This window comes from Ruegeria sp. BB6, assembly GCF_056539385.1.
The window spans coordinates 81,033-104,552 of sequence record NZ_JBQFUW010000009.1 but is presented as its reverse complement, the minus strand read 5'-3'; the positions used below and the strand labels follow the sequence as shown (position 1 = coordinate 104,552).

Annotated in this window: 26 protein-coding genes; 9 read left to right on the top strand and 17 right to left on the bottom strand. The window is 57.4% G+C overall.

Annotation, left to right across the window (positions count from 1 at the left end; all coding sequences use genetic code 11):
* Window positions 1–11: 11 nt before the first annotated feature.
* The 13 genes from ACR0B7_RS18385 to urtA all read right to left on the bottom strand — a co-directional run bounded on the left by ACR0B7_RS18385 (window position 12) and on the right by urtA (window position 14,012).
* The gene (locus ACR0B7_RS18385; RefSeq protein WP_170485612.1) at window positions 12–1,040 is read right to left on the bottom strand and encodes a type II secretion system F family protein; all 1,029 of its coding nucleotides are present in this window, start codon (window positions 1,038–1,040) and stop codon (window positions 12–14) included.
* 11 nt (window positions 1,041–1,051) lie between these two features.
* Window positions 1,052–2,449, bottom strand: a complete 1,398-nt coding sequence (locus ACR0B7_RS18380) for a TadA family conjugal transfer-associated ATPase (protein WP_170485611.1) — start codon at window positions 2,447–2,449, stop codon at window positions 1,052–1,054.
* A gap of 48 nt (window positions 2,450–2,497) precedes the next feature.
* Window positions 2,498–3,700, bottom strand: coding sequence for an AAA family ATPase (locus ACR0B7_RS18375; protein ID WP_170576939.1), 1,203 nt, complete (start codon window positions 3,698–3,700; stop codon window positions 2,498–2,500).
* 11 nt (window positions 3,701–3,711) lie between these two features.
* The gene (locus tag ACR0B7_RS18370; protein WP_170576938.1) at window positions 3,712–4,404 is read right to left on the bottom strand and encodes a TadE family protein; all 693 of its coding nucleotides are present in this window, start codon (window positions 4,402–4,404) and stop codon (window positions 3,712–3,714) included.
* Window positions 4,401–4,892: a TadE family protein gene (locus ACR0B7_RS18365; RefSeq protein ID WP_170485608.1), complete on the bottom strand. Its 492-nt coding sequence runs from the start codon at window positions 4,890–4,892 to the stop codon at window positions 4,401–4,403. The genes ACR0B7_RS18370 and ACR0B7_RS18365 overlap by 4 nt, the downstream gene beginning before the upstream one ends.
* The gene (locus ACR0B7_RS18360; protein WP_170576937.1) at window positions 4,889–6,427 is read right to left on the bottom strand and encodes a pilus assembly protein TadG-related protein; all 1,539 of its coding nucleotides are present in this window, start codon (window positions 6,425–6,427) and stop codon (window positions 4,889–4,891) included. Before ACR0B7_RS18360 ends, ACR0B7_RS18365 begins: the two co-directional genes overlap by 4 nt.
* A gap of 27 nt (window positions 6,428–6,454) precedes the next feature.
* Window positions 6,455–7,306 (bottom strand): Flp pilus assembly protein CpaB, encoded by an 852-nt coding sequence (cpaB, locus tag ACR0B7_RS18355; protein WP_170576936.1) that lies wholly within the window; start codon window positions 7,304–7,306, stop codon window positions 6,455–6,457.
* A 249-nt stretch (window positions 7,307–7,555) separates the two neighbouring features.
* On the bottom strand, window positions 7,556–7,765 hold the full coding sequence (locus tag ACR0B7_RS18350; RefSeq protein ID WP_170576935.1) for a Flp family type IVb pilin: 210 nt from the start codon (window positions 7,763–7,765) through the stop codon (window positions 7,556–7,558).
* A 284-nt stretch (window positions 7,766–8,049) separates the two neighbouring features.
* Complete coding sequence (gene urtE, locus ACR0B7_RS18345; protein ID WP_170485605.1) at window positions 8,050–8,745, bottom strand: urea ABC transporter ATP-binding subunit UrtE; 696 nt, start codon at window positions 8,743–8,745, stop codon at window positions 8,050–8,052.
* 3 nt (window positions 8,746–8,748) lie between these two features.
* Window positions 8,749–9,489, bottom strand: coding sequence for an urea ABC transporter ATP-binding protein UrtD (urtD, locus tag ACR0B7_RS18340; RefSeq protein ID WP_170485604.1), 741 nt, complete (start codon window positions 9,487–9,489; stop codon window positions 8,749–8,751).
* Entirely contained in the window at window positions 9,486–10,715 is a 1,230-nt protein-coding gene (urtC, locus tag ACR0B7_RS18335; RefSeq protein ID WP_170416735.1) for an urea ABC transporter permease subunit UrtC, read from the bottom strand. Before urtC ends, urtD begins: the two co-directional genes overlap by 4 nt.
* A gap of 3 nt (window positions 10,716–10,718) precedes the next feature.
* Window positions 10,719–12,671, bottom strand: a complete 1,953-nt coding sequence (urtB, locus tag ACR0B7_RS18330) for an urea ABC transporter permease subunit UrtB (protein ID WP_170485603.1) — start codon at window positions 12,669–12,671, stop codon at window positions 10,719–10,721.
* Between the two features lie 60 nt (window positions 12,672–12,731).
* Window positions 12,732–14,012, bottom strand: a complete 1,281-nt coding sequence (gene urtA / locus ACR0B7_RS18325; RefSeq protein WP_170485602.1) for an urea ABC transporter substrate-binding protein — start codon at window positions 14,010–14,012, stop codon at window positions 12,732–12,734.
* A 416-nt stretch (window positions 14,013–14,428) separates the two neighbouring features.
* On the opposite strand from urtA, the gene ACR0B7_RS18320 reads away from it, so the two are divergent.
* The 9 genes from ACR0B7_RS18320 to ureG all read left to right on the top strand — a co-directional run bounded on the left by ACR0B7_RS18320 (window position 14,429) and on the right by ureG (window position 19,884).
* Entirely contained in the window at window positions 14,429–15,226 is a 798-nt protein-coding gene (locus ACR0B7_RS18320; protein ID WP_170485601.1) for an urease accessory protein UreD, read from the top strand.
* Window position 15,227: 1 nt separating this feature from the next.
* Window positions 15,228–15,530, top strand: a complete 303-nt coding sequence (locus ACR0B7_RS18315) for an urease subunit gamma (protein ID WP_170385203.1) — start codon at window positions 15,228–15,230, stop codon at window positions 15,528–15,530.
* Between the two features lie 16 nt (window positions 15,531–15,546).
* A complete protein-coding gene (locus ACR0B7_RS18310; RefSeq protein WP_170385200.1) occupies window positions 15,547–15,708 on the top strand; it encodes a peptidase M23 in 162 nt (53 codons plus the stop codon).
* On the top strand, window positions 15,705–16,010 hold the full coding sequence (locus ACR0B7_RS18305; protein WP_170385197.1) for an urease subunit beta: 306 nt from the start codon (window positions 15,705–15,707) through the stop codon (window positions 16,008–16,010). Before ACR0B7_RS18310 ends, ACR0B7_RS18305 begins: the two co-directional genes overlap by 4 nt.
* On the top strand, window positions 16,010–17,770 hold the full coding sequence (gene ureC, locus ACR0B7_RS18300) for an urease subunit alpha (RefSeq protein ID WP_170485600.1): 1,761 nt from the start codon (window positions 16,010–16,012) through the stop codon (window positions 17,768–17,770). Before ACR0B7_RS18305 ends, ureC begins: the two co-directional genes overlap by 1 nt.
* A gap of 130 nt (window positions 17,771–17,900) precedes the next feature.
* Window positions 17,901–18,125 carry a hypothetical protein gene (locus tag ACR0B7_RS18295; protein WP_170485599.1) on the top strand — a complete coding sequence of 75 codons (225 nt, stop codon included), beginning with the start codon at window positions 17,901–17,903 and terminating at the stop codon, window positions 18,123–18,125.
* A gap of 28 nt (window positions 18,126–18,153) precedes the next feature.
* The gene (locus ACR0B7_RS18290; protein ID WP_170385189.1) at window positions 18,154–18,606 is read left to right on the top strand and encodes an urease accessory protein UreE; all 453 of its coding nucleotides are present in this window, start codon (window positions 18,154–18,156) and stop codon (window positions 18,604–18,606) included.
* Window positions 18,590–19,243, top strand: a complete 654-nt coding sequence (locus ACR0B7_RS18285; RefSeq protein WP_170485597.1) for an urease accessory protein UreF — start codon at window positions 18,590–18,592, stop codon at window positions 19,241–19,243. Before ACR0B7_RS18290 ends, ACR0B7_RS18285 begins: the two co-directional genes overlap by 17 nt.
* Window positions 19,240–19,884, top strand: coding sequence for an urease accessory protein UreG (ureG, locus tag ACR0B7_RS18280; protein ID WP_170385183.1), 645 nt, complete (start codon window positions 19,240–19,242; stop codon window positions 19,882–19,884). The genes ACR0B7_RS18285 and ureG overlap by 4 nt, the downstream gene beginning before the upstream one ends.
* A gap of 79 nt (window positions 19,885–19,963) precedes the next feature.
* Here ureG and ACR0B7_RS18275 read toward each other — a convergent pair whose 3' ends face one another.
* Genes ACR0B7_RS18275 through ACR0B7_RS18260 form a run of 4 tightly spaced genes read right to left on the bottom strand, consistent with a single transcriptional unit; the run spans window position 19,964 to window position 23,455 of the window.
* On the bottom strand, window positions 19,964–20,659 hold the full coding sequence (locus ACR0B7_RS18275) for an RraA family protein (RefSeq protein ID WP_170576934.1): 696 nt from the start codon (window positions 20,657–20,659) through the stop codon (window positions 19,964–19,966).
* Entirely contained in the window at window positions 20,656–21,351 is a 696-nt protein-coding gene (locus ACR0B7_RS18270) for an alpha/beta fold hydrolase (RefSeq protein ID WP_170485595.1), read from the bottom strand. Before ACR0B7_RS18270 ends, ACR0B7_RS18275 begins: the two co-directional genes overlap by 4 nt.
* A complete protein-coding gene (locus tag ACR0B7_RS18265) occupies window positions 21,348–22,475 on the bottom strand; it encodes a cobalamin-independent methionine synthase II family protein (RefSeq protein ID WP_170485594.1) in 1,128 nt (375 codons plus the stop codon). Before ACR0B7_RS18265 ends, ACR0B7_RS18270 begins: the two co-directional genes overlap by 4 nt.
* Window positions 22,476–22,492: 17 nt before the next feature.
* Window positions 22,493–23,455 (bottom strand): cupin domain-containing protein, encoded by a 963-nt coding sequence (locus ACR0B7_RS18260; protein ID WP_170485593.1) that lies wholly within the window; start codon window positions 23,453–23,455, stop codon window positions 22,493–22,495.
* Between the last annotated feature and the right edge of the window lie 65 nt (window positions 23,456–23,520).

The window sequence follows — 23,520 nt, the reverse complement described above, 5'->3', positions numbered from 1 at the left end:
GCAAATACCCCTTATATCCGGAAATTCACGAGCTTAAACATCACGATAGCGTTCAGGACGACCGCAACCGCAATGACGCTCATAACCGGCCAAAACGCCGGAGCATCCATGACATCGCCGTAATAAGACGGCGTAAGGATTGTCATGAAAACGGCGATTGCGACAGGAATGGCCGACAGAATATAGGCGGTCATACGGCCTTCGGCTGAGATCGCCTTGATTTTGCGCCGCAAGGACATGCGTGCTCGGATCACCCGCGCGAGCGTTCTAAGAATACCCGCAAGATCACCACCTGAACCGTGCTGCATCATCAATGCGACGGCCAAATACCGAACATCTTCTTCGTCGATACGGTCGGCCATGCTTTTCATGGCTGTCGTAAGCTCTTCACCAAAAGCGACCTGGTCAACAACCAATCCAAATTCAGTTCCAATCGGATCCGGCATCTCCTCTGCGACGCTTTGCAGAGTCGCGTTGAGAGGATGTCCCACCTTGAGCCCGCGCGACATGAGATCCAAAGCATCGGGAAGTTGCTTGATCAAGGCTGCCTTGCGCTGTTGAAGCGTGGCCCCCAAGGCCATCAAAGGCCCAATCAGGAAAACAAACGCAGAGATCGGGATCACATGAAGCGGATTGGCAACCATGGACCCGCCAATCGCACAGATCAGGAATGCCGTACCGCAACCAATCAAGAACATCTCGGGAACCATATTCAGACCCGAAGCCTTCAGCGCGGCAGGCAAGTCGCCCACGAAAGGGAACTTTCGCAGAAACGGCCTGGCTTCTTGAGGCTTGAGAAGGCTCAGGACATCTTCGCCCGTTTTGCCTTCATTCAGCATCTGAATTCGGCGGTTGATTGCCTCATCCCGGTTCTCACCGCGCTTGAGGAATTGTCGAATTCCTTCAAAGGCAATCAGGGCGCCGATAAAGATCGCCAAAGCCAGAACAAATCGAACGTCAAACCCGGCCACTTCCATCTCTGGGCCCATGACGGCGTTAAGATTTAGGTTCTCAAAGAAAGACCGAATTTGCTCGAACATGTCTGATCTCCTCAGTTGAACTTGACAGAGGACAGGTCGATCCCGGCGGCAGCCAAGGCATCACTGGATTTCGGACGAATACCAGTAGCCATAAAGCGCCCCAGAACCTTGCCATTTTCGTCTTTGCCTTCGCGTTTAAAGACAAAAATGTCCTGCATGGTGACAATATCGCCTTCCATACCGGTTACCTCGGCAATGGAAGTCACACGACGTGTCCCGTCGGACAAGCGATTCAGCTGCAGCACGAAATTGATGGCCGAAGCGATGGTCGCCCGGATCGCCGAGTGTGGAAGCTCCATTCCGCCCATCTGAACCATCTGTTCAACACGCGACAATGCATCCCGTGGGCTGTTGGCGTGTACCGTGGTCATCGAACCGTCGTGACCGGTGTTCATCGCCTGCAACATGTCAAAGGCTTCTGAGCCGCGAACCTCGCCAACGATGATGCGGTCGGGTCGCATCCGCAGCGCATTTCGGACAAGGTCACGCTGTGCAACTGCGCCGGTTCCATCCAGACCCGCAGGGCGTGTTTCCATGCGCAGCACATGTTCCTGCTGCAACTGCAATTCAGCGGCATCTTCGATGGTTACGATCCGCTCTCTGCCCCCAATATACGACGACAGGGCGTTCAGCATGGTGGTTTTACCGGAACCCGTACCGCCAGAAATCAAGACATTCATCTTTGCTTCGACCAGTCCCCGCAACAGGGTCGCCGCGCTATCGTTCAGGGCTTCGTTCTGAACCAAGCGCTGCATCGTCAGGGGAACGCGCGCAAATTTACGAATGGACAAGGCTGGGCCGTCCAGCGCACAGGGGCGAATAATCGCGTTCACGCGGCTACCATCTTCGAGACGCGCGTCCACCCAAGGCTGGCGTTCATCGATACGGCGACCAATGCGGCTGACAATCTTGTCGATAATTCTCAGCAAGTGGCGCTCGTCGCGGAAACGGGCAGAGGTTTTTTCAAGAATACCTCCACGTTCAACAAAAATCTGCTGGTGTCCATTGACCAGAATGTCGTTGATCGTCGGATCGGCCAGCAGGGGCTCCAGAGGCCCAAGCCCCAGCACCTCGTGCATCAACTCCTCAACCAACAGCTTGACTTCTTCGCTGCGCATGGCGCGGCCTTCGGCGCGCAAAAGCTCGGTCGCGTGCCTGCCGATTTCACCGCGGAGTGTGTCCTCCTCGACCTTGTCGATTACTGCCAGGTTCAGCTTGTCCAGCAAAGAGTTGTGCATCCGCGCCTTCAGATCAATTCGATCCAGTTCCAACGCTTGTTGATTTGCCTTTTTCTCGGCATCAAATGCAGCAATATCCGACACGTTGTCGGGAACCTGCTTCGTGTCCAAAGGCACAACCTTGGCTGCGCCAGCGGACGTGCGACCTGTTCTGTCAAATTCACGAAACATATTCCAACCCTTACTACTTGTTAATTCACGTCTTTTTCTGATGAACGATCACTTGCCCACACGAGGAGGCATAGAGATACGTGTTTCATCGGCCAGCTTCTTGATCGCCCGCGTCGCAGGTGCTCTGTTTGAAACGTCCTGCAGAGGAATGCCGCGATCCACGGATTCACGCACCGTACGGTCATCCTTTGGCACCCAATAGGCGAAGTCCTGTTCCAGCAGTTTCGCAGCAGCGCGATGATGCGCAGCGGGAAACAGCGGCTTTTTCTCAAGGCTGGCGACCAGTTGGATATCAATGGCCGGGTTTTCAGCCTGATAGAAATCCATCAGTTTGCGTGCTGAACGCACCGAGGGAACCGCTACATCCGTCACAAGGTACAGTCTGTCGGCCTGGGCCAACACCGGAGTAATCCATTCCACAAGCGCACGCGGCAGGTCGACAACGACATAGTCATGGGTGCGCTTCAGGCTATCAAGGATCGCGGAAATCTGCTCCTCCTTGATGGCAGATAGCGGGCCATAGCGCGAAGGCGCGGCCAATACGTCCACGCCGCAGGGCGCTTTTGTCATGGCTTGCTCAAGAAATGCGGAATCGGGGATGCTTTCTTCCATCGCCATCCGCCACATCGCGTCGCTTTCTTCCACATCCATCAAGGCCGCAATGGAGCCGAACTGGAAATCGAGGTCCACAACCGCGACTTCGTTCGCAGCCTTTTTCTTGAAGAAACCTTCCTTGCACTGCAACTCGTTGGCCATGTTTGCGGCAACCAGCGAAGACCCGACCCCACCCCGGGACTTCGCTACGGCAATAACTTTGCCGAGAGTCGCCTGACCGCCCCAAACAGCAGGCAACTGCGCCTGGCGGCGAGCCCGGATTGCGTCTACCTGCGGGACGATCTCTTCGTTGATCGCCTTTCGGGGCAGCACGTCATCCACGCCCAGCTTCTTGAGCTGCCGGGCCTTTTCAAGCGGCAGATCCTCGGGGGCCAGTGCGATAATAATTGCGTTCGGCATACGCGCGTCGCAAATCGATTGCGCCGTGTCCAGCATATTGTCGGACGTTTCGTCGACATCAAAAAGGACCACGTCGTGCAGCGCAGTAAGTGAGATTGCCGACCCGTTTACGCCTTCCACCGTATCCTTTCGGCCCGTGAACTCGCAGTTGTCCTGATCAGCCAGCGATCCTTCGATAGCCGAATAGATCTGTTCATCAGGCGAAATCAGCAATACGGAAACCTGCTTAGAACTCATTATCTTTCTCCTCACTCTACCACCCCGTCACCTACAGCAAGGTCCTCGGCAGGGACCGAAGTGCTCATGGCGGGAAGGGAAATGCTGTTTGGGGTATTGGACGTGACCGCAGGATTGCGTGCTGCAAATGCAGCCAGTCCCGCCAGTGGCATTACAAAATCAAAATCAACGTCGATAAGGTCCGCCGTGACAACTGGTGTGTAGGGGCCACCCAGGAAACCAAGCCGCCAATCATGCGAATAGGTAAACTGAACATTGGCAGGGGACGATCCCGGCGGCAGCAAAGGCCCAATCTCATCCCAGATGCGATCCGCATAGAAAGGCTGCTGGTCATCAGTGCCTGTGTATATCGTCGGCACTTCCGCAAGGGTACACGGCTCTGGCAGGTTCGCGGTTTCGTTCACACAAATACCACCTGAGCCACCTGTTCTACACAAAGTCCCAAATCTAGGGTTGGTGGTCACACCACCTGCCAGTTCATGTTCCGGGGGAAGAATTCCGCACAAAGGCGGGCCAACGGTCGCAAGTCTGGCGGCCGTGTGCATAGCCTTCTGCGCAGCGGTCGTTGACCAGAACAGGCGACCATAGTCCACTACTCCGAAAATCAGAAGCAAAAACAGCGGGATAACGATGGCCAACTCGACCAGAGCCGATCCACGTTCCTGACGCCAAAATCTGCGGGAGATTTGTGCAAACCGTTTCATACGCCATACACCCTGCTTTGATCCGAGATTTCTGCGGTCAACGACGTTAGTGAGTCACCAAACCAGCCAAATATTCCGCCAAAAAGATAATCGATTTCGATCTCTGCTGTGACCTGAACAACGGATGCCGGGCTTACGCGGTACGTTCCCGTCCGGGGGATGCAAGTCGGGGTGACATCAACAATTGTCGCGCCTGCGGGCATGATTGACGAACCGCCCAATTGGTTGGTCACGATAGTTGTCGCCAAAGTGTCGTAATTGGCGACGGTCCCCGCGCTGCACAAATCCACGGGCGCAATACGTGCAATCATTCGAGACGCGTCCCGAACACCTGCCGCCGTCGCCTGATGAATCCAGGTGATGCGCCCCCCTTCGATGATCACTGCGAGAAACAGCAGTATCAGAGGAAGGACCATGGCGAATTCAACCATCGGTGCGCCAGCGTCACAACGCTTGAGCCGCGTGATATGTGCAATCAGACGCCTCACCGGTACAACCTCACGACATCGCGGAAGATACCTTCTTCGGTGCTTGTGCCAGATCCACCAACTTTCTCGACAACCTCAACGTAGATGTCAAAATCACTGCCAGTGGATTCCTCAAGCGGCTGGATCAGGAACACTTTCACAAATTCCTGGACCGGGACGTTCTCTGCACGACCTGCCACTGGGTTGTCGTCGCAATTGATCGCGGCAGCGATAAAGGTTCTGCGATCGGGATCGGAACTTGGTTGCGTGGCACATTGCGCTCGACCAGTCTCACTCCGATTTTCAAGGATGTTTGTCACATCCTTAAATTTTTCGATCTCATCAAGGTACATTTGATAGCGAGTGTCTCCCGCCGGCATCGTGACAAGGCCACTTTCAATCGCCGGATGCTGTTCCAGGGGATTGTTTTCGGGGTCAAGACCCGTGCCATAGTTCAAGGCAAGGTAGTCGCTTTTGCCGTCACCCCAGTCACCATCCCCAAACCGACCAGCGCCATTTGGAACCGCCGAAGCACAGGTATTTTCTGCAAAACAATCATCGGGCGGGAAGGGCATCGTATCGGGTGACAGCGTCGGGTTATTGCCAAGGCAGCTACCGCCTGTGTTTTCCCAGCCGGAAATCACTTGGGGTCCAGGTGCATAAGCAGCATCATTTTTGAAGCTCTTCATCGTCGCATTGAACATGTCAAAGCGCGAATTGTAGATGGCGCTGCCGATCCCGTTTCTTTGACCTGGCTCGGTGTCGACACCTCGTTGAGCAACGCATTTGGTCAAGTTGCCGTTTGCGGCAATCAAGCAGATATAGAGTTTGGAGCCGGTCAACTCTTTGCCGGAACTGTCCACACAAGGACCGTTCGGGTTGATTCCAATATCTTCTGGGTCAAGGAACCCGAAATTCCCCGGCCCCCACGCAGAACTATTCCCTCCGGTGCGAAGCTTGATTGTGGACCCTTTATTCGCATTGGATGTCCATCCACGCGGAATACAGAACATCAGCGGCGTCACATCGCAGGCATAAGACGTGTAACCCGCGATGGCCTGCGCGCTGATCTGTTCGTTTGGAGCAGCAGCTCCTACCAGGGTCGCCAAGGCTCGGGCGAATGGCAGGAAAACTGTTCTGGGCGTGGCTGTCACCTCGACCATTACGGCCAGAGTGGGATCCGTTGTAACAAAACTATCGACCGCGTCGTTATCATCGGGATCAGCCGCCGGGGTCGGCAGACCAGTCAGAAAACGCAGTGAGAAGTCCGCAGCCGAGTCCAGGGTCTGATCACCCTCGGCAAAGAACTGTTTGTCTACGATCATCGCCCCGGCAGCATTTGTGGAACGAGTGATTGCGTCCGCGTTTCCGTCCAACTCTCCAGCGGCGGCCAATGCGACGTGATCGGCATAAGCCTGTAGGTCGGTTTGGGTCGAGGCCATGCGGCCCAAGTCAAAGGTTAGCGCGGCAAATCCGACGATCATGGCTAAGCACAAGGCGACAAAGATCAGGATCGTACCGTCTTCTTCTTTCTTGAACTTGCTTAGCGAGAACATCGTTAACCCTCCTTAACTCGGTGCGCTTTAGTTCACGGCGCTGGACGTATCTGTAACGGGCACTTCTTCTTCACGTGTATTGTCGGCCACCGGCACTTCCTGAACATCGGAAATTCCACGGCGCACTTTGACGATCGGCTGAGGCGTTCCATCATCAACCGGCGATTTTTCCAGCAGGATGTCGCTTAGGCGGACGGTTTCCAGCGGTTCATCGTCAAGTTCATCGAGCGACCGCAGAGACAGGCTCAGCTGACCGGCTTTTTGAGCAAGGGCCAGTCGCTGGCTCTCGTCAGGCGTCACTTCGACAGTCACAGTACGAGCGACCCCTGGCTGATCCAATTCTTCATCGTTTTTCTGGTCGACCCCTATGACACGGATATTCTGCAGGATGGTCAGAGCACGCAGCTCAGCGTCTCTGCCCCGCGTCAAAACGATGTCGACAAAGTCACCCGGCGTCACAAACCCGCCAACGCCTGTCTGGGCGTTAACGCTGATCGCCATTGCGCGATTACCTTCACCAAGCGTCTGAACAATCGTTACTTTTTCACCGAATTCCGAAACCTTTGAGATCAAAAGGATTTCCCCTTGAGCCAAGGCGCGTTTGGCACGGCGCGGCTCTCCGCCGACCGGTGGAACTACGTCGTCAAAGTTGGTGAAGACCCCGGACGGCACGGAGTCAGCAGGCCAATCAATCGTGGTCAGCTTGTGTCCCTCAATCGGGTTGCCGAACGGAATATCCTCTGCAACAGCAACGACGCGCACGATAGCGCTTTCCGCTTCCTGAGCTTGGTTTCTCTCAAGCTGGTCCTTTGCCCAGAACACCGCGCCACCTGCTAAGGCGACACCGAAGACTGTCATCATAAAAGACTTAACGCGCATTTTGCCCTCCAATTTCCGAAGTTAGCTTTGGCTGTCAGGTTTGGGCGATCTTCAATCAAACTGAGCAAATCAGCATTCACACTGACGCAATTTTGGGTCGAATGTTCCAACTCACCCAGCAGATGCTCCGGGAGAGTTGAATTTTTTGGTCTTTCCACTTGGAAGACGGGATCAACTGAATGGTCTTCCAATGAAAGAACTCGAGCGCGCTGCCAACTGACAAGAATAAGCCGCGCCCGAGTGGTAAACTTATTGGGAGGGCGCAGTTGAGGTCGCTGAACGTGCAGTGATAGCACCATCTGCTTCTACGAAGTTAGAGCTGGTGCTTTGTGCAACGGTGATCAGAACGCCGCCACCGGCAACGATCGCGACCAGCAGGGCGATACCATATTCCACCAGGGTCGCACCGCGCTCGTCTTTGCGTAGCTTCAGAAAGAACTTGCGAATAGTATTCGACATAATTTTTACTCCAGACTGTTTTACCAAGTGCGAAATTCGCACACACACGAGGCAGACATCCCCGTTAATAAAATCGTTACCAATTGTTTGACGCCCAAACCTCCCCTCAAACGAAAAGGAATTCCCGCATAACGGGAATTTTTGTTCGTTTTGGGCAGATTTGTGTCCAAAACCCGGTCGTCAGAGGGCGAGTCGGGATGTGATTCTTAAGAAATCTTTAACGTCAGACGGAAAAACCGCCCCGTTTCCACGAGGCGGTCCTAAAAATTGCCTGAAAGTGCGTTCTATACAGTGACGCCCTGCAGAACCTGATCGCGTGAAAGTTCCTGCCTGCTTCCCTTCATCAGTATTTCGCCACGCCTTAGCACGACGAAACGGTCTGCAAGATCGTAGGCAAAGTCGAAATACTGCTCGACAAGCACAATTGCCATTTCACTCTTGGAGCGAAGGTGGCGTATGACCTCTCCGATTTGCTGAATGATATTGGGCTGGATGCCTTCTGTCGGCTCGTCCAGTAGCAAGAGCTTGGGCTTGGTGATCAGTGCACGCGCGATCGCCAGTTGTTGCTGCTGGCCGCCAGACAAATCACCGCCACGCCGATTCTGCATCTGTTTGAGCACTGGAAACAGCTCAAATATCTCGTCTGGGACGAAATGCTCGCTGGTCGGAAGACAGGCAAATCCCGTCTCGAGATTCTCGCGCACGGTCAGCAGGGGGAAGATCTCGCGCCCTTGAGGGACATAGGCCACGCCTTTCCAAGCCATCCGATGTGCCGGAAGGATACCCAGATTTTCCCCATTCAACTCCATCCGACCGCCCGAACGTGGATGCGTGCCCGAGATCGCCTTAATCAGACTTGTTTTGCCGACACCGTTGGTGCCCATCACGCAGGTCACTTCGCCCTGTGCCGCCTCCATCGAAATGCCGTAGAGAATTTGCGAATGACCATAGTGAAGGGTCAGATCGTTCAGTTTCAGCATCTTTCAGCGCCCCAGATAGACGTCGATGACGTCCTGATTAGATGTCACGTGGTCCAAAGACCCCTCGGCCAGAACCGACCCCTCATGCAGAACTGTCACTTTACAGTTCAGGCGGCGGACGAACTCCATGTCGTGCTCTACGACTACCACGGCGCGGGTTTTCGCAGCCTGCACCAGCAGGTCTGTCGTGTGCTCCCGTTCCTGCGGGGTCATTCCTGCCGCGGGTTCATCCACAAGCAGCAGTCGCGGCTCTTGCGCCAGCAGCATACCGATCTCGAGCCATTGCTTCTGACCGTGGCTGAGCTCACCCGACTTGCGGCTCAACTCATCCTTCAGCCCAATCTCGGCGGCCAGTTCCTCGACCTTCCCAAGATCCTGCGCCGAGGGTCGGTAAAACAGCACACCCAGCCAGCCGCGCTTGTTCTTCAGCGCCATCAGCAGGTTTTCCTGCACGGTCTGATCCTCGAACACGGTGGGTTTCTGGAATTTTCGCCCAATTCCGGCCTGCGCGATTTTAGCCTCGCTCATGCGCAGCAGAGATATGGATTTTTCGCCCCAGATCACACGGCCTTCGTCGGGCCGGGTCTTGCCGGTGACAATATCCATAAAGGTCGTCTTGCCAGCGCCGTTTGGCCCGATCACGGCACGCAGCTCTGCGTTGCCGATCTGGAAAGACAGATTGTTGATTGCGCGAAACCCGTCGAACGTGACCGAGACTCCGCTGACCTCTAACAGGGTGCTCATTCGATAGCCTCCTTCTCGCGCAGGGCTCCGTCATCCGGGCCAAGATTGGCTCCGTGTCTGTCCGGGTGCTTTCGATTGGACCACAGGTCAAACAGTCCACCGATACCCTGCGGAGCGAACAACGTGACCAGCACGAAAGAGACACCCAGCAGCACCTGCCACCAATCGACCCACTTGATCGTATAGAACCCCAGCGGAATATCCGGTGCCTGACCACCTGTGAACCACGTGCTAAGCAGACTGACGAACGCCGCGCCGATGACGGCACCGTACAAGCGCCCGCGCCCGCCGATGGCGACCCAGACAGCCAGATAGATCGAAGCAATGGGGGCCATCTCTTCGGGGTTGATGATGCCTGCCTGTGGATAGTACAGCGCGCCCGCAATGGCCGCGACACAGCCGGTCAGCGTGAATACGGCCAGCTTGTAAACCTCGACCGAATACCCAAGGAACCGAACGCGCGCCTCGTTGTCGCGGATACCGCGAATGACCGAGCCGAACTTGCCCGACACGACCCAGGCGGCCAGCATGTATCCCAGACCCAGCGCAAGCGCCGAAGCCCACAGGAACCAGACCGACACCACGTCCTGCGAGGCGGTGACGCCCGGCAGGTTCTGCAACCCGGACAGGCCGTTGTTGCCCCGCAATCCGCTGTCGTTCTGGAACAGGTACAGCGCCAGCGCCAGCGTCATCGCCTGTGTCAGAATGGACAGATAAACGCCTGTCACCCGGCTGCGGAAGGCAAGCCAACCGAAGATTAGCGCCAGAAGGCCCGGCACCAGCACGACCAGCGCCAGTTGCAGCACCAAGCTGTCTGAAAAGGCCCAGATCAGAGGAAAATCCGACGACCCAACGACGCCGAAGATTTGCGTACCGATCGCATCCACGACCTCGGCCGAGGTTGGCGGGATGTCGGCTTGCGATAGCGACTCGACCACGATCAGGCGGGTGCGCTCATACATCAGCCACATGCCGATCATGTAACCGCCCAGCCCGAAAAAGGCGAAATGGCCAAGTGACAGGATGCCCGTAAAGCCCCAGACCAGATCCATCGCCACAGCGATCAGGCACAGGCACAAGGTCTTGCCCAAAGTCTTGACGAAGCTGGTCGAGATCACGCCAATCCCAAACCCTTCGGACAGGATGGTCACGCCAAGGGTGAACAAGGACAGGATGGCCAGAAAGACAAGCACGGACGGATTCTTGGCGACAAAACTGCGTTCCATGACTCAGTCCCCCGCTGCGCGGCCCTTGAGAGCGATGATGCCTCTGGGCCGGAATTGAATGAATATGATGATGAAGACGATCATGTAGGTCTGCGCTGCAAGGGTGTTAGAGGGATTCATCCACTCGATCCCTTTTTGCAGGAAGCCGATCATGCCTGCGCCGGCTAGCGCGCCCCAGATGTTGCCGACACCGCCGACAACCACGGTCATGAAGCTCTGGACGATGTAGTCGCTACCCAGATCAGACGTGACTTTGGCAAAAAGACCAATGGCGACACCAGCGATCCCGGCAATGCCCGAGCCAAGACCAAACGTCAGCATGTTTACCCGACTGGGGTTGATCCCCATTGACCCCGCCATGCGCGGGTTTTGTGTCACAGCGCGCATCTCAAGCCCCAGGCGCGTGCGCTTCATGATGTAGAGGAACAGCCCAAGAAAGATCATCGCCAGCACGAAAATCGCGATGCGGATATAGCTGATCGAAACAACATCGTTCAGCACCCACGCCCCGTCCAGCCAACCCGGAGCAGTAAGTGGGCGCGCCTGTGTGCCAAAGATGTTCTTGGCCAATTGCTGCAGCGCGATCGAGATACCGAAAGTCGCCAGCAGTGTTTCCAACGGGCGCGAATAAAGCCAACGGATCACCAGCCGCTCCATCGCGACGCCCATAGCGAAGGTAACAGCAAACGCCATGGGAATGGCCACAATGATTGACAGGGTATGATCCGGGATGAATTGCTGCACGACATAGCCTGTGTAGGCGCCCATCATGATGAACTCGCCGTGTGCCATGTTGATCACGCCCATCACGCCGAAAGTGATGGCCAGCCCGATGGCCGCCAGAAAATAAATCGAAGCCAGAGAGATCGCGTCCAGCGTCAGGTCGAGTGTCTGGTTCAGGCCGACCTTCACTTCGATCTGTTCCAAGGCTGCTTCGGCGGCGGCAGTCACCTCTGGCACCGGCTCGGCATAGGTTTCATAAAACACGTGCGATCCAAGCGCTGCGTCGATGTCGGCTTGGGTGGCAAGCGCCGGCACGGTTCCAGCCTCGGCCAGCGCTGCATATGCCTGTGCGCGTGCCGCTTCGGTGTTTAGCTGTGCAACCGGGATACCGCCAACACGCCCGCCATCTATGTTGGCCGTCAGCGCGGCCCGAACGTCATCGGGCGAAACGCGCGCCGAGGCAAGGTCGGCGGCGACCAGTAGGTCATATGCCTCATCCTGCGAAAGCTCATCCGAGCCCGGCTCAAGAATTTCGGCGATATTGACGTCCGACGGCAGGTCTACAGCCGCCTGTCGCCTGGTCACGACAAGAGGGTTCAGCGCAGCGCGTACATCCACACCCAGATCGTCGGACATTTCCTCGATCGCGGCCAAACGAGCCGCAGTGTCCGTGTCGTACCCAATCGTCAGCAGTCGCTCGAGTCGTTGTTTCCGCGCCTTCAGATCCGCGTCGGGTTCATCATCGATCGAAGCCCGCAAAGGTTCCAGCAACGCACCTTCGGGGTCTCGCTGAATGGATTCCAAGGCGGCCAGACGCCTGGCACGGCTTGGGTCGGTCAGTTGAAATTGCACCAGCGCCGTGCCGATCATCGCCCGCACGCCGCTGTTGGGTTTCAGTTGCTTCAGATCCGATTTTTCAAAAGTACCGATGACCTCGCCGGTATCAAGATCGGTCAGCGTGTACGACCGGCCCTCGGCCTTTTCGCCTGCAAAAAACAGCCCATCGGATTTGCGCATCCACATGTTCTTGGCAGCCCAAGTCTCAAGCATGGTTTGCGCTTGTGGCAATCCACTGGCCGCAATAGCGTCAATCGCAGGCCCGATGGTCTTGCGCGAACTCTTGGCGATAGTTTCCTGATGCTCTTGCAGGATCGGTTGCAGACCGACCTCTTGCGCGTTGGCCGTCATGCAGGCGCACAGGAATGCAAGGCCCGCAAGGAAAAGTCGTAACATTTAGTGAAACCCGAATGTCTTGGGGCAAGGCGGGTGAACAAACCCGCCTTGCAGGATCGTTTAGTAGTTCGACAGAGTCTGAACGCAGGTCTTGGTCTCGGTGTTGTACATACCGCAGTCCAGTTCCTTCCAATCCGATTTCAACACTGCCGATTCCGGCAGGAAGTCGGTCCAGGCGTCGCCCGGCACAACGTCGGTTTCGCTGATGATGTCGAACTGACCGTCTTCCTGAATCTCACCGATCAGTACCGGCTTGGCCAGGTGGTGGTTCGGCAGCATAACCGCGGTACCGCCGGTCAGGTTCGGGAATTCCTGCCCGTACATTTCCGAACGCACAGCGTCGACTTCGGTCGAGCCAGCCGCGGTCGCGGCGTTAACCCACATGTTGAAACCGATATAGTGAGCTTCCATCGGGTCATTGGTCACGCGCTCATCGCCCATGGTGGCTTTCCATGTCTCAACGAATTCCGCGTTGGCTTCGGTGTCCGCCGACTGGAAATAGTTCCAAGCTGCCAGGTGACCGACCAGGTTTGCGGTATCCAGACCGGACAGTTCTTCCTCACCAACCGAGAACGCCACAACCGGAATGTCATCGGCCGAAACGCCAGCCGCTGCCAGTTCCTTGTAGAAACCAATGTTCGCGTCGCCGTTGATGGTCGAGATCACACCGACTTTCTTGCCATCCGCGCCCAGCGCGACGACGTCAGCCACGATCTTGGACCAGTCAGAGTGACCGAACGGTGTGTAGTTAACGAAGATGTCCTCGTCCGCGATGCCCTTCTGCTTCAGATAGCTTTCCAGAATGTTGTTGGTGGTGCGGGGATACACATAGTCAGTGCCCAACAGCGCGAATTTCTCGACGCCCAGCTCGTCCAGGAAGTAGTCGGTCGCAGGGATGGCCTGCTGGTTCGGCGCGGCGCCGGTGTAGAATACGTTCTTCGAAGATTCCTCACCCTCGTACTGAACCGGGTAGAACAGCAGGCCGTTCAGTTCTTCGATCACCGGCAGAACCGACTTGCGGCTTACAGATGTCCAGTTGCCAAAGATCACGTCCACCTCATGCACGGTCAGCAGCTCGCGCGCTTTTTCCGCGAACAGCGGCCAGTCGGATGCGGGGTCGACCACAACGGCCTCAAGCTGCTTGCCCAGCAGGCCGCCCTTGGCGTTTTGCTGGTCGATCAGCATCAGCATGGTGTCTTTCAGGGTGGTTTCCGAAATTGCCATTGTACCCGACAGCGAGTGCAGCACGCCAACCTTGATGGTGTCTTCAGCCGACAGCGCAGCGGTTGCCATGGCTGCGAATACCGCCGAACCGGCGAGTGTGGATTTGAGAGATTTCATGTAATCCTCCTGGCGGGTTCCGGGCGAGAGGACTTGCACATAGGCGCGGTCTTCTTCTACCTGATCCCCGCAACTATTGTTGCGTTCCGTGTGGCGGTTGTGTCCGAGGTCCAATTCGCGCAGCCGTCACACACCCCCGGGTCATCTCCACGGCGGGCACCCATACGGATTCTGTATTGCCGACGTTTTAGCAAATAGTTGTCAGACCAATTTCCCACATCGGCGGTTTCTGCTTAATTTTTGATCGCAACTTTCAGAGCGTGCCTAAAATTTAATCTCGCGCTAGGGAAAACCGTCGAAAAACGGCGTCGCGGAATAGAGTTCCGACGCGAGAACGGTGAAACAAGCGGCATAACTTCTTGTTTCGCAGGTGCGCCATTACTCATCATGCCTCCATATTGCCCAAGCAGGACGCAATGCCTCCGCGTGCAAAGGGTGCGATTCGCCTGAGTGCCAAGCAAATGGGCGAAAAGTCGGTTTTGGACGGGTTTCGGCAGTCCGGGTCGTTCAAGTGCCTGTTTCCCCGAGCCGACGGAAACGCGTTGGACGCAGTGCTTCTGAACACGGCTGGCGGGATCACTGGCGGGGACTCGTTCCGCTTTCACGGACACGCGGGACACGGCACCACTCTGACCATAACGACCCAAGCGTGTGAGAGGGCGTACAAGGCTAAACCCGGGCCAGCGGGTAAAATCAACAATCACGTGATGGTTGATGCCGGGGCGCGGCTGAACTGGCTGCCGCAGGAAACCATCCTTTTTGACGGCAGCGCGCTGGATCGAAAACTGTCGATCGAAATGGCACCGGATGCGACTGCACTGCTGGTTGAACCACTGGTCTTTGGACGCGCGGCAATGGGTGAGACCCTGACCAATATTCGCCTGCAGGACAGAATTGAAATCCGGCGGGACGGAGAGGCTGTGTTTCTGGACGCCACTCGGTTCACTGGAAATCTGCACGCTCACTTATCCAAGCCCCACATTGCGAACAATGCTGGGGCAATGGCGCTGATCGCATTTGCCTCGCATACCGCCGAGGGCCAGTTGGACGCGATCCGCGAGATGCTGCCTGAAACCGCCGGAGCCAGCCTGATTCAAAGCGACCTTCTTGTAGTGCGGTTGCTGGCTGAAAACAGTTTCACACTCCGTCGTTCGCTGATGCCGGTGCTGCGACGATTGAACAACGACACTCTACCCCGATGCTGGATGATCTGACATGAACCTGACCCCTCGCGAAAAAGATAAACTGATGGTCGCTATGGCCGCCGAGGTCGCCCGCAAGCGACTGGCGCGTGGTGTCAAGCTGAACCACCCCGAAGCGATCGCCCTGATCACCGACGCCGTCGTCGAAGGCGCGCGCGACGGTCGCTCGGTCGCGGACATGATGCAGGCCGGGGCCGAGGTGATCACCCGGGAACAATGCATGGAAGGTGTACCCGAGATGATCCACGAGGTTCAGGTCGAAGCTACCTTTCCCGACGGCACCAAGCTGGTGACCGTCCACAACCCCATTCGCTGAAAAAAGGAACACCGATATGACCCGTATGCTCTTTCCCGCACTGATCCTTGCTGGCCCTGCCGCAGCCCATAACGGAACGCATGTCCATGCGCACGGTTCGGACTATGCAACTCTGGGCGTTGGTCTGGCGGTCGTTGCGCTGGCTGCCTTGGCCCTGATGGTAAAGCTGAACAAATGATCCCCGGAGAGCTGTTCCCGGCCGAGGGCGAGATCACCCTGAACTCTGGCGCCAAGGCCATTACTCTGATGGTTGCCAATACCGGCGACCGCCCTGTTCAGGTCGGCTCGCACTACCACTTTGCGGAAACCAACCCCGCTCTGGACTTCGACCGGGACGCAGCTCATGGCCTGCGGCTGGACATCGCCCCCGGCACCGCCGTGCGGTTCGAGCCGGGTCAGGCGCGCGAGGTCACGCTGATCCCAATCGGCGGCGCACGTAAGGTTTATGGGTTCAATCAAAAAGTTATGGGGTCGCTCTGATGCCAGCAACAATCAAACGCTCTGACTATGCCGCCATGTTCGGCCCCACCACCGGCGACAAGCTGCGGCTGGCCGATACCGATCTGGTGATCGAGGTGGAACGCGACCTGACCGCCGAACGCGCTGGGGCCGCCGCGACCGGCGGGGCAGGTAGCAACGCGCTGCTCTATGGCGAAGAGGTCAAGTTTGGCGGCGGCAAGGTGATCCGCGACGGGATGGGGCAGTCTCAGGCCACCCGCGCCGAAGGAGCCGTAGATACGGTCATCACCAATGCGCTGATCGTGGATCATTCGGGCATCTACAAGGCGGATGTGGGTCTGAAAGACGGGCGCATCGCCAAGATCGGCAAGGCCGGAAACCCCGACACGCAGCCCGGCGTCGACATCATCATCGGTCCGGGGACTGAGGCCATCGCTGGCGAAGGGCGTATCCTGACCGCCGGTGGGTTCGACAGTCATATTCACTTTATCTGCCCGCAACAGATCGAAGACGCGCTGCATTCCGGCCTGACGACCATGTTAGGCGGCGGCACCGGCCCCGCGCACGGCACTCTAGCCACCACCTGCACGCCGGGGCCATGGCATATCGGGCGGATGCTTCAGGCCGCAGACGCCTTCCCGATGAACCTGGCCTTTGCGGGCAAGGGTAATGCGTCGCTGCCCGCCGCGCTGGAGGAACAGATCAATGCGGGTGCCTGCGCCCTGAAACTGCACGAGGATTGGGGCACCACCCCCGCCGCCATCGACTGCTGCCTCTCGGTCGCGGATGCGATGGACGTGCAGGTGATGATCCACACCGACACGCTGAACGAATCCGGGTTCGTGGAAAACACCGTGGCCGCGATGAAAGGCCGGACTATTCATGCCTTCCACACCGAAGGCGCAGGCGGCGGCCACGCCCCAGACATTATCAAAATCTGTGGCGAGAACCACGTTCTGCCCTCTTCCACCAACCCGACCCGCCCTTTCACCGTCAACACGGTCGAGGAACATCTGGACATGCTGATGGTGTGCCACCACCTCGACAAATCCATCCCCGAGGACGTGGCCTTTGCCGAAAGCCGCATCCGGCGCGAGACGATTGCGGCCGAGGATATCCTGCATGACATGGGCGCGTTCTCGATCATCGCGTCGGACAGTCAGGCGATGGGCCGGGTCGGAGAGGTTCTGATCCGCACATGGCAAACTGCTGACAAGATGAAGAAACAGCGCGGTCGACTGCCCGAAGAAACCGGCGAGAACGACAATATGCGCGTGCGCCGCTATATCGCCAAATACACCATCAACCCGGCGATTGCCCACGGCCTCAGCCATCAGATCGGCAGCATCGAAGAAGGCAAACGCGCCGACCTTGTGTTGTGGAACCCGGCCTTCTTCGGGGTCAAGCCCGAGATGGTTCTGCTGGGCGGTACGATTGCCTGCGCACAAATGGGCGACCCGAATGCCTCGATCCCTACGCCGCAGCCGGTTTATAGCCGCCCGATGTTCGGAGCCTATGGCCGCTCGGTCGAAAATTCGGCGATCACTTTTGTCTCCGAAGCCGCGCAGTCCGGGGGGATCGGTGATACACTGGGGCTGGCCAAGCAAACGATTGCCGTCCAGAACACGCGCAACATCGGCAAACGCGACTTGAAGCTGAACGACGCAACCCCCGAGGTCGAAGTCGACCCTGAAACATACGAAGTGCGCGCCGACGGTGAATTGCTGACCTGCCAACCGGCCGAAGTTCTACCGATGGCTCAGAGGTACTTTATGTTCTGACCAAAAATTATGCTGCATTGCGGCATGCGCAATGCAGCCATGATCAAACACCCACTACTCAGTGAGGCTGAAATGACAAAATATATGACCCAAGGGAGGACCAACGTTTTGAATACTTACGAGGGTCCAAATGGCAGATACGACACAACACACACAAACCGGCTTTTCGCTGTCCGGCGTAATCGCCGCAGTTGGATCGTCGATTTACTCGGCCCTGATCAGAATGGGCGAAGCCCAGTCTCGGATTCAGCACGTCAAGCACCTGCAGTCGCTCAGCGACGAGGAACTGGACAAGCTTGGCTTGAAACGCGATCGGATCGTGCACCGCGTCTTCGCGGATTCCATCTGGCTCTGACAGCCGGTACCGCAGTGGGGGCGTACGCATGACCGCCCTGCTCTGCACTGCACGCCAGTATTCAGGTCACTCACATGGCGATCCTGCGGATCACCTGTCACTGACCTATGAAGACCGTTTTTTGCGTCGGAAGGTTCTGACCTGCGAAAGCGGCGAGCAAATCCTTATCGATCTGGCTCAGACCACGTCGCTGGACCACGGCGGAGCGCTCATCCTTGATGACGGGCGCGAGGTCGGGATTCAGGCAGCGCCCGAGGCATTGCTGGAAGTCACCGCACCGGATCTGATCCGTATCGCCTGGCACATCGGCAACCGCCACACGCCCTGTCAGGTCGAGGCAGATCGGCTGCTGATCCAGGTGGATCATGTCATTCGGGACATGCTTCTGAAAATCGGCGCAACTGTGCGCGAGGTGCAAGAGCCGTTCACCCCCGAGGGCGGCGCTTATGGCCACGGCAGGACCCATGGCCACTCCCACTGACATGGATATCCTGACGTTGTCACAATGGCTGTCACCCGCCTATCCCGTGGGCGGTTTCGCCTATTCGCACGGGCTGGAATGGGCCATCGAATGTGGAAGCGTCACCGATGCAAGCGACACGCAGGAATGGATTGCAGACGTGATCCAGCACGGCTCGGGTCGAAATGACTGCGTGTTTCTTGCCTCTGCATATTCCGCGAAAACTCGGGCAGACCTCGCGGCTGCCGATCAGACAGCACGCGCCTTTTGCGCCTCGTCCGAGCGGCTACTGGAAACCCGACTTCTGGGCGAAGCGTTTTGCGGCGTAACTGCTGACGTCTGGGCAATGGAAATAGAGAGTCTGACCTATCCGGTGGCGGTAGGCCACGCAGCGCAACGCCAAGGTTTGCCCCTGCCCCTTACGGCACAAATGTTTCTTCAGGCCTTCATGTCAAATCTGGTCGCCTGCGCCACGCGGCTTGTGCCCTTGGGTCAGACCGAGGGGCAACGAATGATCCGCGATCTCACGCCGATTTGCCAGAAGGTGGCGAAAACCGCATTGGACGCTGGGCTGGACGATCTGGGATCAACCACATTCCTGTCCGACATCGCGTCGATGAAACACGAAACTCAATACTCAAGGATGTTCCGAACATGAGCAGCATGAACGGCCCTCTGCGTGTAGGCATCGGTGGACCGGTGGGTGCAGGCAAAACCACTCTGACCGCGGCCCTGTCCGAGGCTTTGCGCGACAAGCTCTCGGTGGGTGTGATCACCAATGACATCTACACACGCGAAGATGCCGAGGCCCTGATGCGGATGCAGATCCTGCCTCAAGACCGTATCATCGGGGTCGAGACTGGCGGCTGTCCGCATACAGCTATCCGCGAGGATGCTTCTATTAACCTTGCGGCAGTGGCCGAAATGCAAGAACGCCACCCGGATGTCGAGGTTGTGCTGATCGAAAGCGGCGGTGACAACCTGTCGGCCACGTTCAGCCCCGAACTGGCAGACGTGACGCTTTACGTGATCGACGTGGCAGCGGGCGAGGAAATCCCGCGCAAAGGCGGCCCGGCAATCACGAAGTCTGACATACTGATCATCAACAAGACCGATCTGGCCCCGCATGTGGGGGCTTCGCTTGATGTGATGGACCGTGACGCAACAAAGATGCGCAATGGGCGGCCCTTCGTGTTCACCGCACTTCGGCACCGCAAAGGTGTTGATCAAATCGTCGCTTTGCTGGCCCGGATAGGCGGATTGAATATTCCTGATGAGGTGACGGAAGGCGCCGCGTAAGGTTCCGCCTGCCAAGACAGACATCGCCGATACAAGAGCGGGCGACCGGGCAGTAGCTTAGGCTTGAGGGTGCCTGCCCTCAAACCCTGGCTTTTTCAAAAGCTGTCCACGCGGCTTGGAATGCGTCAAAGTCAAAGTCAGGCTGCGTGGCTGCATCCAGAATAATGCGCTCGGTCGACAATAGCTTTTGGATAGCACCTTCCAACTGATCGACAACATCTTCAGGCACTACAAGCGCACCGTGCCGATCGGCGTGTATCAGGTCATGCGGATTGACGGTCAGGCCAAAAACCGAAACGGCGGTATCGATCTCTCGAACATGGACGAAACCGTGGCTTGGCCCGACAGAGCCAGCAACCACCGGGAAACCTGCTGGCACATCCCCGAGGTCACGCATCACACCATTGGTCAAAGCGCCGGATATTCCGAACCCCTTGTGAATTGAGGTGTTGATTTCACCCCAATAGGCGCCGACGCAATTTGGAAAGTCCACATCTTCAAGCACTGCCACCGATGGGGCGGGCGCGTCTGCCATATATTTGTAATACGTCATGCGACGGGTTCGGATGACGTCCGCAGGCTCGGTGGGCGGGTTTACCGCCGCGATCTTGGCAGTACGGGCGTAGCCAACGATTGGGGGTTCGTCCGGTGCAGAACACAACATGGTTCCGCGTGTGAAGCCGTCAAAGCCTCGTTTGCCCTGCGCAACTTCGATCGCGTTGCAGACGGTTGGCGTATCAACCTTGCGAAGTAGTGACAAAAGGGACGGTGTCATGTGTCCTCCAACCAGCGGATCAGGGCCGCCGTGGTTTCATTTGGTTTTTCCAACGTCGGCAGGTGGCCCGCGCCTTCGATGATTTCAAGCACACTGTGTGATAGCAGATCGTGCATTAACTGGTGCCGCTCGACGGGGCATAGACCATCTTCCCTGCCGCATAGCACCAGCGACTTTCCCGGATAGGCGGACAGGGTCGCCCGCTGATCAGGGCGATCCATCAGCGCCTTGGATTGGCGCAAGAACACGTCCGCGCCCAGATTCGTCGCCATTTCCATACACAAGTCCAGAATAGCGCCCTGACGCGGCCCGTCGGCCAGATAGTTGGGTTTCATTTCATCGCGCATCACATGCCACAAACGGCCCTCGCGCACGGCGGCCATCTGGGGTCCGCGTCGCGCTTTGACTTCGGGCATCTCGGCCAGCGGATTGGTGTCCAACAGCGCAATACGCGAAACACGCCCGGCCCCTTGCCGCAGCACCTCCATCGCCACGATGCCACCCATCGACAAACCGGCCAGAGCAAAGACCGGCGGCGCAGCGCTCAGGATGTCGGCCGCCATGTCCTGAACGTTGTCATGCATGCCTAGCGGAAAGGTCATCAAAGGCATCCTGCCGGACAAGACTTCGATCTGGGGTCCGAAAAGACGGGCGTCACACATCATGCCCGGCAAGAGGATCAACGGTGTCATGCCGAGGCCAGCTTTGCGCCCTCGGACAACGCGCCCAGTTTGGCATATGCGATCTGAGGATCAACGGCGCCAAAACCCGCAAAAGTGCCGAAACCGCAATCGCTGCCGGCGATCACCCGATCCGCGCCGACAATGTCGGTAAAGCGTCCGATCCTCTGCGCCACAAGTTCCGGGTGCTCGACGAAATTGGTCGTCGTGTCGACAACGCCGGGTACAAGGATCTTGTCGTCGGGAATCTCAGCCTTGCGGTCACGGAAAACGGTCCATTCATGCGCATGGCGCGGATTGGAGGTTTCAAACAGCACATAGCGCGATTTAGTGGCCATCAAGGTGCTGAACACCTTGTCCATCGCGATGTCGCAACAATGCGGCCCTTCGTAGTTGCCCCAGCAGATATGCACCCGAACGCGGTCCTGCGGCACGTTCTGAAGCGCGTGGTTCAGGGCTTCGACATGCATGTTAGCGATTTGAACGAAGGCTTCGTCGGTCAGGTCCGTGAACAGCATATGGCGCGACAAGGCCAGATCGGGGCAATCGAGTTGCAGGTCCAGACCAGCGGCCACAATCGTCTCGTATTCCTCTTTCATCGCGTCTGCCAATGCCGAAAGATACGCTTCGCGCGTGGGATAGAAATCGTTCTGCAGGAACAGCGAGATGACACCCGGAGATGCCGCGTTCATGAACCCGCGTTCGACCCCGTGCTGTTTCATTGCCGCCTTCAGGTTTGCAATGTCCTTTTCAAGCTCCCCCTGCCCTTTCGAGCGAACCTCGCCCGTGCACATTGGCCGCGCGTACTGGGGTGTGCCACCGTCATCCGCCAGCCGTTGCAGAAAGCCGGGGAACATCTTCAAGTCGGCAGGCGCGTTGCGCGGGCTGTCACCGGAAAAACCTGTGTAGCGGTCTTTGACATAGGTTGCGTAGGAAATCTTTGAGGTCTCGCCATCGCTGACTATGTCAATTCCGGCCTCGACCTGCTTGCGTACCGTCTCTGCGACCGCGTCCGCCATGCATGCATCGAAAGCGCCTTGATCGAACGCTTTTCCGTTTTCGCGGGCAAAGATAAAGTCCACGACGTCCTGAGTGCGGGGCAGAGACCCCACATGTGTGGTATGGATTTTGGTCATGCAGAGCCTCCGGTTTCCTATTGCCCGATCCAGGTCGCGCCCGCCGGGTCGTCGGTCGCGGTGATGCGATACAAGCCTGCGTGCCCGGTCATCGACGGTGACACGCTATAGGTCTCACCGGGCAGAACCAAAGCGGTGTCCCCCGTGGACAATGTCGTCTCATATCCATCGACCGCAATGCGCCAGTGGCCGCTTGCGGGCATAAGAACCACCGGCCTTTCGGCCTTTACCGGGTCTGTCACACAAGACCCGCGCCCAAGGAAGTCAACCTCAAACCCGGGCTTGTCCCTGATCATCCCGTTCTCGCCGATCACCTGCGCGGGTGTGTTGGCCGACAACGCCATAAGATCCCAATACCGCGCGACATATTTGCCGACGACATCCTCGACAGGAACTTCGGGATAGTCTTTCAGTTGTTCTTCGGTCAGCAAGGGCATCGGGCGGACATTGTGGGGCAAATCCTGCCCTTTTTTGGAGTCATACAGAACCCCGTTGTCGCCCAGCATCAGCCCATGCGCCTGAGCGTCCTCGATCACCTGCGGAGCCCACGTCACCCCGCCGCCTGCATCATCCCCGCCAAGGATCGACATGATCATGCCGTAGTCCTGGCCGACATTTTCAAAGCCTCGGAAGATGCCCGTGGGAATGTTGAAAATATCACCCTCTTCGGCGATGAACTCGCCCGCCGTCCCGTAGCGACCCCAGAAAAAGCGCCAACGGCCCTTGGCAACAAAGAACACCTCGGCCGTGGTGTGGCTGTGCAGCGAGTTGCGGCACTTGGGCGGCTGTCCCGCCGCACCAATGTTGAACCCGATCTTGTCAGTGATATGGACGTGCTGATCAGGCGACTCTGACACCCCGCCACCGATGATCGTGAAGTTTTCCTTTTGGTCCGAACCCGGTGTGTGGGCGTCGATAAAGGCAGTTTTGCAGGGCTGCAGTTCGCCATAGCGAACGATGCGGTGTTGGATTGTGCTCATGATAGTCTCCGAAACGAATAACAGTGCGGCGGGTCGGTCAAACCCATTGCGCCCGGAGGACGATT